Genomic DNA, 18,174 nt, shown 5'->3' with positions numbered 1-18,174 from the left:
ATATACCATTACCAGGAGCCAGCCATGTCCGATCTCGCGATTGCCAAAGTGTTCATGAACGGCCGCAGCCAGGCGGTGCGCCTGCCCAAGGAATTCCGCTTCGACACCGATGAGGTGACGGTGGAGCGGCAGGCGGACGGCGCCGTGGTGCTGCGGCCGCTCAGCCATACGCATGCGCAGTGGTGGGCCAGGATGGAAAAGATCCTGGGCCAATTCGAGGGCATGCCCGACGAGATCGAGCGCGACAAGACCCCGCCGCGCGATGTCGACTTCGATTGATCCATGCCGCGTTACTACCTCGACACCAACATCTGCATCTACGCTTGGCACCGCAGGCATCCGGCCGTGCTGGCGCGCATGCGCGCCGTTGAGCACGGCAGCCTGCTCATTCCCGCGCCGGTCGCGGCGGAGCTGGCCAGTGGTGTCATGCGCAGCGCCCAGGTGGAGCGCAACCGTGCCCTGATGCGGGAGGCGCTGTCGCTGCATGCCGTCATGCCCTGGGGTGGCGAGGCGGTCTGGCTGTACGGTGAGCACTCTGCGCGGCTGCGCAAGGCGGGCACGCCCATAGGCGCAATCGACCTGATGATCGGCTGCCAGGCCTTGGCCGACCCCGAGGGCATCCTGGTCACGCACAACGTGCGGGAGTTCGAACGCATCGAAGGCCTGCGCATCGAGGACTGGATGGAGCCGGCGCGGTGACGCCCGCCGCCCCCATCGACCTGATTTTTACCAGCCCATGACGATGAGCACCATCACTGAAGACCAAGCGGCAGGCCTGCCATGGCTGGAGGGCATCCTGCACGGCGGCGCGGCCCAGCGGCGGCGCGCCATGGCCAAGGCCATCACCTTGCTGGAATCCACCCGCGCCGACCACCGCGCCCAGGCCGATGCGATGCTGACCGCGTTGCTGCCGCACACCGGCCGGGCGTTTCGCCTGGGCATCAGCGGCGTGCCCGGCGTGGGCAAGAGCACCTTCATCGAAGCGCTGGGCCTGTACCTGATCGCCCAGGGGCTGAAGGTGGCGGTGCTGGCCATTGATCCGTCGTCCACCGTGTCGGGCGGCTCCATTCTTGGCGATAAGACGCGCATGGAGCAGCTGTCGGTCCACGAGAGCGCCTATATCCGCCCCAGCCCCAGCAGCGGCACGCTGGGCGGCGTGGCCGAGAAGACGCGCGAGGCCATGCTGGTGTGCGAGGCCGCGGGCTACGACGTGGTGATCGTCGAAACCGTGGGCGTGGGCCAGAGCGAGATCGCGGTGCACGGCATGACCGACATGTTCGTGCTGCTGCAGCTGCCCAATGCCGGCGACGACCTGCAGGCCATCAAGAAGGGCGTGATGGAGATCGCCGACCTGGTGGTCATCAACAAGGCCGACATCGATCCCAACGCCGCCACCCGCGCGCAGGCGCAGATCACCTCCAGCCTGCGCCTGCTGGGCATGCATGGCAATCCCGATCACGCCAGCAGCGGCGCACTGTGGCAGCCGCGCGTGCTGCAGCTCAGCGCCTTGCTGGGGCAGGGCGTCGAAGGCTTCTGGCAGGCGGTGGCCAGCTTTCGCGAGCTGCAGGCCGCCAACGGGCGGCAGGCGGCGCGGCGCGAAAGGCAGGCGCTGGCCTGGATGTGGGAGCGCATCGACCACGGGCTCAAGCAGGCCTTCCGGGCGCACCCGCAGGTGCGGGCCCTGTTGCCGCAGCTGCAGGCCGATGTGGCGGCCGGGCGCATCGCGGCCTCGACCGCAGCACGCAACCTGCTTGCCGCGCAATCCATGACCGCGCGGCAGGCGACCGAGTAAATAGCAGTTTCTACGAAAGAGCGATCATGCAAGACATCCTCAAGCAATTGGAGAACAAGCGCGAGCAGGCCCGCCTGGGCGGCGGCGAAAAGCGCATAGCCGCGCAGCACAAGAAGGGCAAGCTCACCGCGCGCGAGCGCATCGAGCTGTTGCTGGACGACGGCACCTTCGAGGAATGGGACATGTTCGTCGAGCACCGCTGCACCGACTTCGGCATGCAGGATCAGAAGGTCCCCGGCGACGGCGTGGTCACCGGCTACGGCATGATCAACGGGCGCCTGGTGTTCGTCTTCAGCCAGGACTTCACCGTCTTCGGCGGCGCGCTGTCCGAGACACATGCCGAGAAAATCTGCAAGATCATGGACCAGGCGATGAAGGTCGGCGCGCCGGTGATCGGCCTCAACGACTCGGGCGGCGCGCGCATCCAGGAGGGCGTGGCCTCGCTCGGCGGCTATGCCGACGTGTTCCAGCGCAACGTGATGGCCTCGGGCGTGATCCCGCAGATCAGCATGATCATGGGTCCCTCGGCCGGCGGCGCGGTGTACTCGCCCGCGATGACCGACTTCATCTTCATGGTCAAGGACAGCAGCTACATGTTCGTCACCGGCCCCGAGGTGGTGAAGACCGTGACGCACGAGGAGGTCAGCGCCGAGGAGCTGGGCGGCGCCATCACCCATACCACCAAGAGCGGCGTGGCCGACCTGGCCTTCGAGAACGACGTCGAGGCGCTGATGATGCTGCGCCGCCTGTACAACTACCTGCCGCTGTCCAACAAGGAAAAGGCGCCGCTGCGCCGCACCACCGACCCGAGCGAGCGCGCCGACCTGTCGCTCGACACCCTGGTGCCCGACAACGCGAACAAGCCCTACGACATGAAGGAGCTGATCGTCAAGACGGTGGACGATGGCGACTTCTTCGAGCTGCAGCCGGACTACGCCAGGAACATCATCATCGGCTTTGCCCGCATGGCGGGCCAGACCGTGGGCATCGTCGCCAACCAGCCGCTGGTGCTGGCCGGCTGCCTGGACATCAAGAGCTCCATCAAGGCGGCGCGCTTCGTGCGCTTTTGCGATGCGTTCAACATCCCGGTGGTCACCTTCGTCGACGTGCCCGGCTTCATGCCCGGCACCAGCCAGGAGTACGGCGGCATCATCAAGCACGGCGCCAAGCTGCTCTATGCCTACGCCGAGGCCACCGTGCCCAAGATCACCGTCATTACGCGCAAGGCCTATGGCGGCGCCTACGACGTGATGGCCTCCAAGCACCTGCGCGGCGACGTGAACCTGGCCTGGCCGCATGCCGAGATCGCGGTGATGGGCGCCAAGGGCGCGGTGGAGATCATCTTCCGCGAGGACAAGAACGACCCCGCCAAGCTCGCCGCGAAAGAGGCCGAGTACAAGGCCCGCTTCGCCAACCCCTTCGTGGCCGGCGCGCGCGGCTTCATCGACGACGTGATCCTGCCGCACGAGACGCGCAAGCGCATCTGCCGCAGCCTGGTCATGCTGCAGAACAAGAAGCTGGACAACCCCTGGCGCAAGCACGGCAATATCCCGCTGTAAGAGTGCCCAAGCCCCCATGCTGATCGCCATCGCACCAATGCTGCAAGCCGCTGCGCGCCTGGCGCAGGCGGGCGCCTGCGCGCTGCTGCTCGCCAGCGGCGCGCTGGCGCAGGAGCGCCTGCCGCAGCCGCTGGACGATGGCGCCCAGCTGTTCGAGATGGGCACGATCGCCGATGCCAGCGGCCGAGGCGCGCGCTGGTGGGTCGAGTCGGCCGGGCCGGATGCCGGCCCCTGCAGGCCGCGCACGCTGCATGTACTCGTCGATGTGCACATGCCGCTGGCGCGCGAGGGCGTGGCCCGCGAGTGGATGCAGCTGGTGCACCAGCGCTGGGTCAAGGCCTGCGCCGCCGACCGGCACTCCGCCGCGCCGATGATGGTGCGCATCCAGATCCACCAGGGTTTCGAGCTCGCGCCGGACGCCTCGGGCCACATGCCGCGCGGCCTGGTGAATGCGCTGGCCGCCTTTCAGGGCGGCAACCTGTCGTTCCAGCAGTACCAGAACGGCGCCACCCAGGCGATGGCATCGGCGGGCGAAGCAGCCGGGCAGGAGCGCGAGTACCAGGCCAATGCCCAGCGCCTGCACCAGCTGGCGCAGCGCTACCAGGCCGGCCGACTGATGGAGGTGCAGGGCCTGGACCGGCTGCGCTCGCGGCCGGTGGAGAAGGTGCTGCTGATGGCGGTGCAGCCCGGCGCGCTGGTCGGGCGCAACAAGCGCGTGGTGCATGGCGCGCGGCACGAGGGCTGGGATGCCAGCTCGGCCGTGGTGGAGGGTGCCGAGGTCGCCAAGTGGAACGACGACAGCCGCATGGTGGCCGTGCGCGTGAAGGCGCGCTCCACCGACGTGCGCACGCCGGACCGCTGGGTGCTGACCCTGCTGGGCAGCCAGGCCTGCCGCTTCCGCGATTGCGAAGATTTTTTACTCATGCCCGGCGGGCAGTGGATCACCCAGCGCGAGCTGCGCTGAGGCGCCAACCACAACCATTTGATTGATAGATACCGAAAACAGGAGCTAACCCATGTTTAAAAAGATCCTCGTTGCCAACCGCGGAGAAATCGCCTGCCGGGTGATCGCCACCGCCCGCAAGATGGGCATCCAGACCGTGGCCGTGTACTCCGACGCCGACAAGGATGCGCGCCATGTCAAGCTGGCCGACGAGGCGGTGCACATCGGTGCCGCGCCTTCGCGCGAGTCCTACCTGCAGGCCGACCGCATCATCGCCGCCTGCAAGCAGACCGGCGCGCAGGCGGTGCATCCGGGCTACGGCTTTCTGAGCGAGAACGAGGCCTTCGCCAAGCGGGTGGAAGAAGAGGGCATCGCCTTCATCGGCCCCAAGCACGAGGCGATCGCGGCCATGGGCGACAAGATCGCATCGAAGAAGCTGGCCAATGCGGCCCAGGTCAACACCATCCCCGGCTACAACGACCCGATCTCCGGCCCCGAGCAGGCGGTGGAGATCGCCCAGGGCATAGGCTATCCGGTGATGATCAAGGCCAGTGCCGGCGGCGGCGGCAAGGGCCTGCGCGTGGCCTACAACGACAAGGAAGCCTTCGAGGGCTTTGCCAGCTGCCAGAACGAGGCGCGCAACAGCTTCGGCGACGACCGCGTGTTCATCGAGAAGTTCGTGCAGGAGCCGCGCCATATCGAGATCCAGGTGCTGGGCGATGCGCACGGCAACGTGGTCTACCTCAACGAGCGCGAATGCTCCATCCAGCGCCGCCACCAGAAGGTGATCGAAGAGGCGCCTTCGCCCTTCATCAGCGCCGCCACCCGCAAGGCCATGGGCGAGCAGGCGGTGGCCCTGGCCAAGGCGGTGGGCTACCAGAGCGCGGGCACGGTGGAGTTCGTGGTCGGCAAGGACCAGGACTTCTACTTCCTGGAGATGAACACCCGCCTGCAGGTGGAGCACCCGGTGACCGAGTGCATCACCGGCCTGGACCTGGTGGAGCAGATGATCCGCGTGGCCGCCGGCGAGAAGCTGTCGTTCGCGCAGGCCGAGGTGCAGCGCAACGGCTGGGCCATCGAGTGCCGCATCAACGCCGAGGACCCGTTCCGCAACTTCCTGCCCTCCACCGGCCGGCTGGTGCGCTTTGCTCCGCCCGAGCAGAGCATGTGGCAGGCCGATACCGAGCACCTGCAGGGCGTGCGCGTGGATACCGGCGTGTACGAGGGCGGTGAGATCCCGATGTACTACGACTCGATGATCGCCAAGCTCATCGTGCACGGCAAGGACCGCAACGACGCCATCGCCAAGATGCGCGAGGCGCTCAACGGCTTCGTGATTCGCGGCATCAGCAGCAACATCCCCTTTCAGGCCGCGCTGCTGGCGCATCCCAAGTTCGTGTCGGGCCAGTTCAACACCGGCTTCATCGCCGAGCACTACGGCCAGGGCTTCCATGCCGAGGATGTGCCGCACGACGATCCCGACTTCCTCGTCGCGCTGGCCGCCTTCATGAACCGCCGCTACCGCAGCCGCGCCGCCTCCATCAGCGGCCAGGTGCAGGGCCACGAGGTCAAGGTCGGCGTCGACTACACCGTGGTGATGCTGGGCGCCGAGGGCCGCAACCGCCATGTGCTGGCGCATGTGACCGATTTCGAGCGCGACACCCGCTCCGCCAAGGTCGAGGTCGGCGGCAAGCCATATGACTTCCAGAGCAGCACCGTGCTGCGCGAGCTGCGGGTGCAGGGCACGGTCAACGGCAAGCCCTTCACCGCGCAGGTCGAGCGCGGCACGGCCAAGAACCCGCTGGCGCTGCGCGTGATCCACAACGGCACGCAGATCGATGCGCTGGTGCTGTCGCCGCTGGGCGCGCGCCTGCACGAGCTGATGCCCTTCAAGGCGCCGCCGGACCTGTCCAAGTTCCTGCTGTCGCCGATGCCCGGCCTGCTGGTGCAGGTGGCGGTGGAGCAAGGCCAGAAGGTGCAGGCCGGCGAGAAGCTGGCGGTGATCGAGGCCATGAAGATGGAGAACATCCTCTTTGCCGCGCAGGACGGCGTGGTCAGCAAGATCAGCGCCGGCAAGGGCGATTCGCTGGCGGTGGACGATGTGATCCTGGAATTCGAATAAGCCCTGTAAAAAAGAGAGCTGCCTGCGTTTGATTCATGCAGGTTTCCAATATTTTTATATTGGAAACTGTTGCCTGGCCTACGCAGGCAGCTCCTTTTTTTCTGCCGGGCCGCCCCAAGGCAAAAAGCGGCCCCCTCGGGGGGCAGCGGCTACACGCAGTGAGCAAGCGTGGGGGCCCTTTTTCAAAAGCCAGCCATAGCCCGTTCGTGGTAGGCCATTGAGCGAATTGGTGGCGGCGGCGCCGGTCCCTAGACTGTGGCCATCCTGCCCGGCGTGGTGCCGGGGGTAGGCGGATGTCGCAATGACCCATGGCTTTCACACACGCATGCACCACGGGCTCGGCTCCGTGGTGATCCTGGCGGCGGCGCTGTGCCTGTCCCCCCGTCCCGCCCCGGCCCAGGCGAACGTGGAAGCGGAGGCCGCGCGGCAGGAGCAGGCGCGGCTGGCGGACATGGACACGCTGCTGGCGCTGAGCAACGACGGCGCCGTGCTCTATGCGCGTGACCCGGTCAAGCTCGGCGGCTACCAGTACTGCAGCCAGGCGGTGGCGCTGGCCGAGGCGGGCGAGTTCCGCCAGAGCGTGCGCGCCGCCAGCAAGGCGCTGCACTTGGCCGGCGCCACCCAGGACCCGAACCTGCGCGCGGTGGCCTACCGCGACCTGGCCATCGTCTACAGCTATTCGGGGCAGCTGGAAAAGGCCGAGCAGTTCGCCCGCGAGGCGCTGCGCTACCAGGGCCAGCTGCGCGAGCCCCAGCTGGTCGCGGGGCCGGCCAACAAGGTGCTGGGCGATGTATCGATGCGGCGGCAGGACTTTGCCGGCGCGCTGCGCAACTACGAGGATGCACTGCAGACCAGCTCCGAGCGCTATGCGCCGCTGGTGCGGGCGTCGATGGCGAATGCGCTGCTGGCCCGTGGCCAGCCCGAAGACCTGGCCCGCTCGGGCGAGCTGCTGGAGCAACTGGGCCGGGCCGACCTGCGGCGCCAGCCGGCGCTGGCGGCGCAGCTGGAGCGCACGCGCGCGAATCTGCTGCTCGCCCAAAACCGGCCCGGGCAGGCCCGCGACGCCTTCGCCGCGCTCGCCGCGCGGCCCATGGGCAGCGACGCCGCCTACTACCAGGTCTGGGCCTGGGAGGGCGTGGCGCGCAGCGAAGCCGCGCTCGGCCACCGGCAGGCGGCGGCGCAGGCGATAGACCGGGCGATCCAGGGCATCGACCAGGTGCGCGCGCGCTTTCGCAGCGAAGAAATCAAGATGGGCTTGTTCTCCGACCTGCAGGCGGTGTTCGAGCGCGGCGTGGAGATGGCGGCGGATGCGGGCGATGCCGCCCGCGCCTTCGACATCAGCGAGCACAGCCGCTCGCGCTCGCTGCTAGACGCGATTCGCGGCCGCGGCAAGGGCGGCATGGCGCTGAATACCACGCTGAGCACCACGCTGGACCTGCCCGCGGTGCAGCGGGCGCTGGCGCCCGACGAGCGGCTGGTGGAGTTCCACTCGCTGCCTTCGCGCCTGCAGGTCTGGGTGGTCGGGCCGCAGAGCATCGACAGCCGCAGCATCGCGGTGTCGCGCGACGCGCTGAACGACCTGGTCGACACCTTCCGCAACTCGGTGGTGCGCGGCCAGCGCTCGGCCGTCGCCAATGCGGACAAGCTCGGCGCCGCGCTGCTCGCTCCGCTGGGCCTGCAGGATGGCCAGCGCCTGACCTTCGTGCCGCACGGCGCGCTGCACTACCTTCCGTTCCAGGCGCTGCGGCTCCATGGCCGCTATGTGATCGAGGCCCATCCGCTGGCCGTGGTGCCGTCGGCCAGCGTCGCGGTGCAGCTGGCGCAGCGCTCGCCGGGCGTGCCGGCGGATCTGGCGGCGTTCGGCAATCCGCGCATCGAAGACCGCTACGACCTGCCGGGCTCGGAGGCCGAGGTCAGGCAGCTGGCGCGGCTGTTTCCGCGCAACCGGCTGTTCCTCGGCACGCAGGCCACCAAGACCCAGTTCCGCGAGGCGGCGGCGCGCGCGCCCATCGTGCATGTGGCCGCCCATGCCGAGGCCGACCAGGTGGACCCGCTGTACTCGCGCATCCTGCTGGCCAACGAGGGCGGCGAGCAGCGCTTTCTGGAGGCCCACGAGATCCTGGACATGCCGCTGGGCAATACCGCGCTGGTCACGCTGTCGGCCTGCGAGTCGGGCCTGGGCCGCATCGCCGACGGCGACGAGGTACTGGGCTTCACGCGGGTGTTTCTGGCGGCGGGCAGCTCCAGCCTGATCGTGTCGCTGTGGCCGGTGTCCGACGATGCCACCGAGCTGCTGATGGCCACGCTGTACGGCGAGCTCACGCGCGGCCGCGACCTGCAGCAGGCCATGCAGGCGGCGCAGCTCGCGGTGCTGCGCCAGCCGCGCTTCGCGCATCCTTTCTTCTGGGCGCCGTTCAACCTGATCGGCGACTGGCGGCTGAAGCTCGGCGCGGCGGGAGCATGAGCATGTCCAAGGCAATCACCATTCCCTTCGGTGCGCTGGCGCTGGCCCTGGCCGCCGCGGCGCAGGCCCAGGCGCCCTCGCAGCAGCTGCCACTGCTGCCCGCACCCGGCGGCTGCGCCGCCTGCGGCGCGCCAGATGCGCCGCCTCAGCAGGCCGCCCCCGATGGCGCTGATAGTGCCGCCAGCGCGGCCGCGGCGCCGAGCTTCGTGCTGGCGGGGGTGCGCTTCGCCGGCGCGCAGGCGCTGCCCGATGCCGAGCTGCAGGCCATTGCCCAGCCCTACATCGGCCGCGAGGTGACGCTGGCCGAGCTGCAGGCCATCGCGCGGGCGGTGACCGCCGCCTACCAGGAGCGCGGCTTCATGCTGGCGCAGGCGATCGTGCCGGTGCAGACGGTGCAGAGCGGCGTGGTGGAGATCAGCGTGATCGAGGGCCGCGTGGGCCAGGTGACGCTCAACCTCGACCCGCAGGCGCCGATCAGCGAGGCGCGCGTGCTGGGCTTTCTCTCGGGCATGCGCGCGGGCCAGGTGGTCAGCGGCCCGGACTATGAGCGCGCGATGCTGCTGCTGTCCGACCAGCCCGGCATCCAGGTGGGCTCGTCGCTGCAGGAGGGCGCGCAGGTCGGCACCACCGACCTCGGCGTCGATGTCAATGCCGCGCGGCGCTGGACCTTCGTGGCCGAGGCCGACAACCACGGCACCAAGGAATCCGGGCGCTATCGCTTCGGCGGCACCGCGCGCTGGGCCAGCCCGCTGGGCATCGGCGACAACCTCGATTTGCGCGCCATGCTCTCCAATGGCGGCGGCATGCAGTTCGGCCGCGCCGCCTACGAGGCGCCGCTGGGCAGCAGCGGCCTGCGCGCCGGCATCGGGCTGGCGCGCGTGCGCTACGAGCTGGGCGGCGATTTCGCGGCCCTGGGCGCCCAGGGCCGGGCCGATGTGATCGATGCCTCGCTGAGCTACCCGCTGATCCGCCAGCGCCGGCAGAACCTGTTCCTGCGCCTGTCGGCCGACAGCAAGCGGCTGACCGACGAATACCGCGCGCTGGACTGGCGCGGGCACAAGCGCGTGAACGGCCTGGGCCTGGGCTGGGCCTGGGAGCGGCGCGACGACTGGCTCGGCGGCGGCTACTGGGCCAGCGCCGGCACGCTGTATTTCGGCCACCTGTCCATCGGCAGCGACGACCTGCGCGAGGCCGACCAGGCCAGCTACGGGCGCCACACCGCCGGCGGCTTCAGCAAGCTGTCGTTCCAGCTCTCGCGCCTGCAGGCGCTGCTGCCGCAGCACTCGCTGTACCTGTCGCTCGGCGGCCAATGGGCCAGCCGCAACCTCGACGCCTCGGAAAAGCTGGCGCTGGGCGGCGCCCGGGCGGTGCGGGCCTATGCATCGAGCGAGCTGCTGGTGGACCAGGGCGTGATAGGCACCATCGAATGGCGCTGGTCGGCGACCACCGAGCTCACGCCCTTCCTGTTCTACGACGCGGCGCGTGGCCGCCCGGTGAAGAGCCCCTCGGTGCTGGACATGGGTGCCTCCTCGCGCAGCCTGCGCGGCGCCGGCGTGGGCCTGAGCTGGTCGCGCCCGGGCAACTTCGCGATCAACGCGACGCTGGCGTGGCGCGCCGGCTCGGCCGAGCCCACTGCCGATGGCGGCAAGCGCGGCGTGCGCCTCTTTGTGTTGGCCCAGAAGACTTTCTGAGCGATCCGGTCAGGAGACAGAACATGAGATACCGTCCTACTGCCGCACGCCGGGCCCTGCAGCTGACACCGCTGGCGTGGACGCTGCTGTGCGCGGGCATCGGGGCCGCGCATGCGCAGCCTTTTCCGAGCGGGGGCGTGGCGGTCCAGGGCACGAACGTGACCATCGGCACGCCCACCGGCGGCACGATGACGGTTTCCCAGGGCTCGGACCGGGCCATCATCCACTGGGGCTCGTTCTCGCTGGGCTCGGGCAATACCTTGAGCTTCCAGCAGCCCGGCGCGGCCAGCATCACGCTCAACCGGGTCGGGGGCTCGTCGGCCTCGAACATCGACGGCATCATCAACGCGCCGGGCCGGGTGTTCATCATCAATCCGTCGGGCGTGCTGTTCGGCGCCGGCTCGCAGGTGAACGTGGGCGGGCTGGTGGCCTCGGCGCTCGAGCTGGCCGGCAGCGATGCCGCCTTCATGGCCGGCGGGGAGAACTTCGTCTTCAGCACCGCCGGCACGGCCTCGGCGCTGGTCAGCAACGCGGGCACGCTGAACGCCCGCCAGGGCGGCCTGGTGGCGCTGGTGGCGCCGCAGGTGGTCAATACCGGCACCATCCAGGCGCCGGGCGGCACCGTGGCGCTGGGCGCCGGCGAGCGGGTGGAGCTGGATGTGGGCGGCGACGGGCTCACCCGCCTGATCGTCGGCGGCGCCCGCTCCAGCCGGGTGGCGAGCTTCATAGGCAATAGCGGCGACATCAACGCCAGCGGCGGACGCATCGCGATGGCGGTCTCGGGCTCGTCGGTCAGCACCAGCGACTATCCCGCCGACGGCATCGTCGTGCGCGGCGCCACCCTGGTGGCCGACACCATGTTCCAGCGCAACGGCGAGATCGTGCTCGACAGCGGCGCATCCGCCAGCGGCGTGGCCATCATCGACAGCGCGCTGCAGGCGCGCGGCGATGCCGCGGGCGCGCGGGGCGGAAACATCGACGTGCGCGGCCACCGGGTGCTGCTGGGCTCGCAGGCGCCGGGCGATGCCTTGTACTACGACAGCTCGCTGAGCGTCGGCCACGGCTCCGGCACGCTGCTCGATGCCAGCGGCCAGGCCGGCGGCGGCAGCATAGGCGTTGAGGCGAGCGCCGCCGCCGGCGCCACGCTGGCGGGCGGCGTGGCCATCAGCCAGAACAGCGCCTTGCATGCGGATGCGCTGGCGTCCGGCCCGGGCGGCGCGGTGCGCATAGGCGCGCCCGGCAGCCTGCGCGCCTACGGCACGGTTTCGGCCCGCGGCGGCGCCAATGGCGGCGATGGCGGGCTGGTGGAGACCCGGGTGTACGAGGACGCGGCCACCAGCGGCAGCGCCGCGCCGGCGGCGATGGACCTGGCCGGCCTGCGGGTCGACGCCGGCGCGGCCTCGGGCCGCGCGGGCAGCTGGAACATCGAGGCGCCGGCCGCCACCATCGTGCATGGCGCCAGCCCGGCCGACATGGGCACCGACCCGTTCACGGCGCCGAGCGCCAGCGCGATCCAGGACAGCGATATCCGCTATGCGCTCGACCGGGGCACCAGCGTCGGCGTGGCGGCGGTGGGCGGCGGCGACAAGGGCCGGCTCACGCTCGGGCGCGGCGTGGCGCTGGAGCGCGGCACGGGCAACGCGCCGCTGGCGCTGCAGCTGTCGGCGCAGGGCGATATTCTCACCACCGACAGCGCCACGATCGGCTCGGCCACCGGCCCCATGGACGTGGCGCTGCAGGCCGGCGCGCAGGGCGGCTCGGGCAATGTGTACTTCGCCGGCCTGGTGTACACGCAGGGCGGCAGCGTGGCCATGCAGGCCCAGGGCGCGCCGCAGCCAAGCCAGGTCGAGGGCGGCGTGTGGCTGCGCAATGCCACCATCGACAGCCGGGCCGGGCGCAGCGACAGCGGCGCGGGCGGCGCAGTGCGCCTGGCGGGCAACGCGGTGCTGCTGCAGGCTTCGCAGCTGTACAGCTCCAGCGCGGACACCAGCCTGGCCGGCACCCAGTCGCCGGCCGACGGCGTGGCGCTGCAGGCCTATGGCGAGGGCAGGGCGCCCTCGGGCATCCACACCACCAGCGGCAACATCACCGTGCGCGGCCACAGCTACGGCAGTGGATATGCGGGCGTGCGGCTGGACGGGCTGGCGCAGATCGCCAGCGCCAGCGGCGCGGTCGAGCTCAGCGGCAGCCACGCCGGGCCGCAGGCGGGCATCCGCATCGAGGCGCCACTGGACAGCGGTACCAGCACCGGTACCAGCACCAGTGCCGGCGCCGCCGGGCCGGCGCTTTCGACCCAGGGCAATATGCTGCTGCGCGCCGCCAACGACGGCAGCACCGATGCGATCGCGATCGGCCGCGCGCTGCAGGCGGGCGGCGTGCTCAACCTCAGGCCCGGCGTGCTCCAGCCCGATGGCACGGTGGCCGATGCCACGGCCATGCCGGTCACGCTGGGCGGCGCGTCCGCCGCGGGCTTCGCGGTCTCGGGCGACGAATGGGCGCTGCTGTCGGCGCCGGCGATCACCGTGGGCAGCAACCGGCATGGCGCGCCCATCACCGTGGCCGGCGCTCTGGCCACGCCGGGCAGCCTGAACCTGCAGGCCGAGGGCGCGGGCGGCGCCATCGTGCTGGCGGCGCCGCTCGATGCCCGGCAGCTGGGCCTGCTGGCCGCCGGCGACATTTCGCAGACCGCGGGCGCGGCGCTGCATGCCGCCAGCCTGCTGGCGGGATCGGCCGGCGGCAGCGTGCTGCTCGACCGCGCGGCCAATGCAGTGGACACCGTGGGCGGAGGCGCGGGCGGCGCCTTCCGCTACCAGGACGTGGATGCGCTGCGGCTGGGCGCGGCCACCGCCAGCGGCCTGGCGGATGCCGCCGGCGGCGCGCCGTACTCCGTGCGCTCGGGGCCGCTGGGGGCGGACAGCGTGTTCGTGCGCACGCTGTCGCAGGACCTCGCGCTGGCCACCGATCTGAGCAGCCGCTCGGGCATCGACCTGGTGGCCGCGGCCCGCCTGCAGAACCCGGACGGCCATGCGCTCGGCGGCGCGCCGTGGCGCGTCTGGGCCGCCACCTGGGAGGGCGAGGCGCGCGGCGGGCTTGGCGGCTCGGGCGGCATGCCCAACCTCTATGGCTGCAGCTACGGCGGCAGCTGCGGCGTGGCGGTGACGCCCGAGGCCAGCCATTTCATCTACACCCGGCAGCCCACCGTCACGGTACAGGTCAACGATGCCAGCCGCGGCGTGGGCCAGCCCGATCCGCCGTTCGGCTACACGGTCACCGCGGGGCTGGGCAATGGCGACACGGGGGCCGCGCTCTCCGGGCCCATCGCCAGTTCGGCCAGCGTGTCGAGCCCGCCCGGCAGCTACCCGATCGGCGGCAGCCTCAGCTCCGCATCCGGCTACCGCGTGAACCTGCTGCCGGGCACGCTGAGCGTGCAGATCCTGCCCTGGCAGACGGCGCTGCCGCTGCCCGAATTCGCGCGCGATACGCCCGACACCTACACCTTCGCCAGCAATCTCGGCAACCCGCCGGTCTGCTTTGCGCCCAGCGTGCTCAGCGCGGGCGTGCAGGCCGCGCCGGGCGACGATTTCCTGGCGCTCGAATGGCCGCGCGTGCGCAGCCGCCCCAGCATCACCAGCTGCATAGACACCGGGCGGCGCAATGGCTGCGGGGATTTCTGATTTCAAAGATAGGAGCTGCCAGCGCTTTATCCATAAAAGATTCAAAACGATGGATATTTGAAATGCTGGAGTGACGGGCGCTGGCAGCTCCTTTTTTTATAGTAAAGCATTCAGGGCAGATGCCAGCCCTGGCCCCGCACATGCTGCAGCTGGGCCAGGATGGCCTGGCGCAGCTTCTCGGGCGGCACCGGTTTGTGCAGTACCGGAATGCCCAGCGCCAGCGCGCTGCCCAGCTCCTGCACATTGGTCTCGCCGGTGACCAGCAGCACCGCGGTCTGGGGGCCGATGCCGCGCGGGTGGCGCTGCAGCGCGGCCAGCAGGTCGATGCCATTGTCCGCGCCCTGCAGCAGCAGGTCGCTGATGACCACGTCGGGCGCCGAGCCCCACTGGGCCGCCAGCGCCATCAGCTCGTCGCGGCCGTCCGCGGTCAGCACGCGCGCGCCCCAGCGCGAGAGCACCAGCTGCATGCCTTCGAGGATGGTGCGCTCGTCGTCCACGATCAGCACCGCCAGGCCGTCCAGCCGCATGTCGTCGGGCGGCGGCGCCAGCGGGCCGGCATGCTCGCGGGGCGCGGCGGCGCGCACCGTGGCGCGCACCAGGGTTCCGTGCCCGGGGCGCGAATGCAGCTCCAGGTGCATGTTCAGCAGCGCGGCCAGCCGGCGCACCGTCGACAGCCCCAACCCCATGCCCTGCGTGCTCCGGTTGCCCGGCGACTCGACCTGGTAGAACTCCTCGAACACCCGCGCCTGGTGCTCGGGGGGAATGCCCTCGCCGCTGTCCCAGACCTCGACGCGCAGCGTGCGCCCGCGCCCCCGCACGGCCACCAGCACGCCGCCGCTGCGCGTGTGGCGGATGGAGTTGGAGATCAGGTTGGCGAGTATGCGCGTGAGCATGATGTAGTCGCTGCGCACCCAGGCATCGGCCTTGCGCACCACCAGGCGCAGCTCTTTTTGCTCGGCCACCGGGCGGAAATTGCGGCTCACGTCGTCGAACAGCCGGTCGAGCGGAAAGTCGGTCCACTGCGGGCGCAGCACGCCGGCGTCGAGCTGCGACAGGTTCAGCAGCTCGGAGAACAGCCGGTCCAGCGACTCCACGCAGGCGCGGATATGGCTGATGCGCGTGAGCCGCGACGGATCGCTCTCGCCATCCGCCAGGCTGTCGGAAAACAGCGTGAGCGCATGCAGCGGCTGGCGCAGGTCGTGGCTGGCCGCGGCCAGCAGCCGGGTCTTGGCCTGGCTGGCCAGCTCCAGCTGGCGATTCTTGCGCGCCAGCTCCGCGGTGGCCTGGTCGATGCGGCTTTGCATCAGCCGCTGGCTCTGCGCCAGCGCCCGCGAGGCCTTGCTGACGCCCGCCTGCATGATGCGCCGCGCCGCGCACAGGCCCGCCAGCAGCACGCCGGCCATGGCGGCCGCGGAGGCCGCGGCCAGCGTGGCGAGTCGCGCCTGCCCATGGCGCCAGGCGATGGCGGCCACCGCCAGCAGCAGCAACACGGCCAGCAACGCGGGCAGCACGGCCAGCAGCATCATGCGCTGGTTCAGCGTGATGCGCAGACCTCGGCGCGGCGGGGCATCGCCGGCATGCTCCGAGGAAGATGGGGGCGTGGTCGTCAAGCGCTCTCCTCCGGCCAGGCCTCCATTCTCGCAGCCGCGGCGCCCGCAGGTACTAGGCCCTTCGCGCTATTGAGCTAGGCCATATGTGGGATTTGCGCCCGGCGCCTGCGCCGGGACACTTCTTCATGGCTGCCCGCGCTGGCGGCGGTAGCCATGTTGACATCGACCCGGAGCACCCGCTGATGAACTGGCGATCCAAAGTGGTATGGAGCGAGGGCATGCTGCTCGCCCCCCAGCACCTGCAGCAGGCCGAGCGCCATGCGGACCATGCACGCTATCTGCTGGCGCATGCGACCACCGCCTATGCCTGGGGCTTCGCCGAGCTGGAGCTGGACAGCGCCGCGCTGGCGCTGGGCCGGATCGCGCTGGTGCGGGCCGTGGGCATCTTCGGCGACGGCACCTGTTTCGACATGCCGGCGACCGACCCCTTGCCGCCGCCGCTGGAAGTGCCCGCCGACCTGCGCGACCAGCCGGTGGTGCTGGCGCTGCCGCTGCGCCGCGCAGGCGCGCGCGAGGCCGATGCGGAAGCTTTCGACGAGCTGGTGCGCCACCGGGTGAGCGAGGCCGAGGTGCCGGACTCGAACACCGCCGGCGAGCGCGGCGTCACCGTGCAGCTCGGCGCGCTGCACAGCCGCCTGATGCACCGGCGCGACGCGACCGACGCCTGGACCACGCTCGACGTGGCGCGCGTGCTGGAGCGGCGCGCCGACAACCAGGTGCTGCTGCGCCGTGGCCATATCCCGCCGCTGCTCGACGTGGCGGCGCAGGCCTCGGTCCACGGCTGGATCGACGAGCTGCAGGGGCTGCTGCGCCACCGTGCCGAGGCGCTGTCCGGCCGCCTCACGCAGGGCGGCTCGGGCGGCGTGGCCGAGATCGCCGACTTTCTGCTGCTGCAGGCGGTCAACCGCAACCTGCCGGTGTTCGAGCATTTCGCGCGCTGCCGGCCGCTGCACCCGCTGCGCCTGTTCGAGCTGGCGCTGCAGCTCGCCGGCGAGCTGGGCACCTTCAGCGACAGCCGGCGCGCGCTGCGCTTTCCCCCCTATGTGCACGACGACCTGGAGGCCACGTTCACGCCGCTGATGGAGGAGTTGCGGCGCAGCCTGTCGATGGTGCTGGAGCAGTCGGCGCTGCGCATCGAGCTGCACGACCGCAAGCACGGCGTGCGCGTGGCGCTGATCCCCGACGTGGAGCTGCAGCGCAACGCCACCTTCGTGCTGGCGGTGCAGGCGCAGATGGAGTCCGAGGCGCTGCGCGCGCGCTTTCCCACGCAGGTCAAGATCGGGCCGGTGGAGCGCATCCGCGACCTGGTGCACCTGCAGCTGCCCGGCGTGGCGCTGGCGCCGCTGCCGGTGGCGCCGCGCCAGATTCCCTTCCATGCCGGCGCCAACTACTTCGAGCTCAAGACCCGCGGCAGCGAGCTGTGGCGGCAGCTGGAGCAGTCGGGCGGCATGGCCATGCACATCGCCGGCGACTTCCCCGGGCTGGAGCTGGCCTTCTGGGCGATACGCTCATGAGCACGCCCGATCCCTTCGCCGCTTTCGAGTCCGAGCGCACGGTGATCAAGCCGCGGCCGCGCGCGCCTGCGGGCGGGCCGCCACCCTTCGCGCCGCCGCCCATGGCCGATGCCGCGCCACCGGACGCGGCCGCGCTCGGCCTGCTCAACCCGCTGGTCTCGGCCGCGGGCCGCCTGCTGGTGCTGATCGGCCGCGTGCGCGGCCAGGCCACGCAGCCGGACGTGGCCACGCTGCGCGCCTCGGCGGTGGCGGCGCTGCAGCGCTTCGACAGCGATGCGCGCGCCGCCGGCGCCAGCAACGAAACCGTGCTCGCCGCGCGCTATGTGCTGTGCACCGCGCTCGACGAGGCAGTCGCCAACACGCCCTGGGGCGCGCAATCCGGCTGGAACAAACAAAGCCTGCTGGTGCAGCTGCACAACGAGACCTGGGGCGGCGAGCGCGTGTTCCAGCTGCTGGCCCGCCTGGCGCAGGACGCGCCGCGCCACCTCGACCTGCTGGAGCTGATCTATGCGGTGATGGCGCTGGGCTTCGAGGGGCGCTACCGCGTGGTGGACAACGGCCGGGCGCAGCTCGACAGCGTGCGCGAGCGCCTCGCGGAGATGATCCGCAAGCATCGCCCGGCGCCCGATCCGCAGCTTGCGCTGCACTGGCGCGGCGCGGGCACCGGCGCGGCGCGCAGCCGCGCGGCGCTGCCGCTGTGGGTGATCGCCTCGGCGCTGGCGCTGCTGCTGGCGCTGGCCTGGCTGGGGCTGCGCATCTGGCTCAACTACCGCTCCGATGCCGCCTGGTCGCAGCTGGCCGCGCT

Annotated in this window: 12 protein-coding genes; 11 read left to right on the top strand and 1 reads right to left on the bottom strand. The window is 70.8% G+C overall.

The features are described 5' to 3' along the window. Window positions 1-24 precede the first annotated feature (24 nt). The 9 genes from ACODRX_RS11895 (at window position 25) to ACODRX_RS11855 (ending at window position 14,245) form a co-directional block, all read left to right on the top strand. Window positions 25-279 (top strand): antitoxin, encoded by a 255-nt coding sequence (locus ACODRX_RS11895; RefSeq protein ID WP_488871712.1) that lies wholly within the window; start codon window positions 25-27, stop codon window positions 277-279. Between the two features lie 3 nt (window positions 280-282). Next, window positions 283-699 (top strand): PIN domain-containing protein, encoded by a 417-nt coding sequence (locus ACODRX_RS11890; protein ID WP_488871711.1) that lies wholly within the window; start codon window positions 283-285, stop codon window positions 697-699. Between the two features lie 43 nt (window positions 700-742). After that, window positions 743-1,792, top strand: a complete 1,050-nt coding sequence (gene meaB / locus ACODRX_RS11885) for a methylmalonyl Co-A mutase-associated GTPase MeaB (RefSeq protein WP_488871710.1) — start codon at window positions 743-745, stop codon at window positions 1,790-1,792. Window positions 1,793-1,818: 26 nt separating this feature from the next. Next, entirely contained in the window at window positions 1,819-3,351 is a 1,533-nt protein-coding gene (locus ACODRX_RS11880) for an acyl-CoA carboxylase subunit beta (protein ID WP_488871709.1), read from the top strand. A 16-nt stretch (window positions 3,352-3,367) separates the two neighbouring features. Continuing rightward, on the top strand, window positions 3,368-4,315 hold the full coding sequence (locus ACODRX_RS11875) for a hypothetical protein (protein WP_488871708.1): 948 nt from the start codon (window positions 3,368-3,370) through the stop codon (window positions 4,313-4,315). A gap of 52 nt (window positions 4,316-4,367) precedes the next feature. Further along, window positions 4,368-6,416 (top strand): acetyl-CoA carboxylase biotin carboxylase subunit, encoded by a 2,049-nt coding sequence (locus ACODRX_RS11870; protein ID WP_488871707.1) that lies wholly within the window; start codon window positions 4,368-4,370, stop codon window positions 6,414-6,416. 325 nt (window positions 6,417-6,741) lie between these two features. Continuing rightward, window positions 6,742-8,880, top strand: a complete 2,139-nt coding sequence (locus tag ACODRX_RS11865; protein ID WP_488871706.1) for a CHAT domain-containing protein — start codon at window positions 6,742-6,744, stop codon at window positions 8,878-8,880. A 2-nt stretch (window positions 8,881-8,882) separates the two neighbouring features. Continuing rightward, a complete protein-coding gene (locus tag ACODRX_RS11860) occupies window positions 8,883-10,571 on the top strand; it encodes a ShlB/FhaC/HecB family hemolysin secretion/activation protein (RefSeq protein ID WP_488871705.1) in 1,689 nt (562 codons plus the stop codon). Window positions 10,572-10,594: 23 nt separating this feature from the next. Beyond that, a complete protein-coding gene (locus ACODRX_RS11855) occupies window positions 10,595-14,245 on the top strand; it encodes a two-partner secretion domain-containing protein (protein WP_488871704.1) in 3,651 nt (1,216 codons plus the stop codon). A 110-nt stretch (window positions 14,246-14,355) separates the two neighbouring features. Here ACODRX_RS11855 and ACODRX_RS11850 read toward each other — a convergent pair whose 3' ends face one another. Further along, window positions 14,356-15,855, bottom strand: coding sequence for an ATP-binding response regulator (locus ACODRX_RS11850; RefSeq protein WP_488871703.1), 1,500 nt, complete (start codon window positions 15,853-15,855; stop codon window positions 14,356-14,358). Between the two features lie 182 nt (window positions 15,856-16,037). Here ACODRX_RS11850 and tssK point away from each other — a divergent pair, with 182 nt between their 5' ends. Together tssK and icmH are read left to right on the top strand one after the other, a co-directional pair. Next, window positions 16,038-17,369, top strand: a complete 1,332-nt coding sequence (gene tssK, locus ACODRX_RS11845) for a type VI secretion system baseplate subunit TssK (RefSeq protein ID WP_488871702.1) — start codon at window positions 16,038-16,040, stop codon at window positions 17,367-17,369. Continuing rightward, the coding region (gene icmH / locus ACODRX_RS11840; protein WP_488871701.1) for a type IVB secretion system protein IcmH/DotU at window positions 17,366-18,174 on the top strand (809 nt) is incomplete at its 3' end. The genes tssK and icmH, both read left to right, overlap by 4 nt.

The sequence above is a fragment of the Comamonas sp. FG99 genome, assembly GCF_057808605.1.
This window is presented reverse-complemented; position numbering and strand designations above follow the sequence as displayed.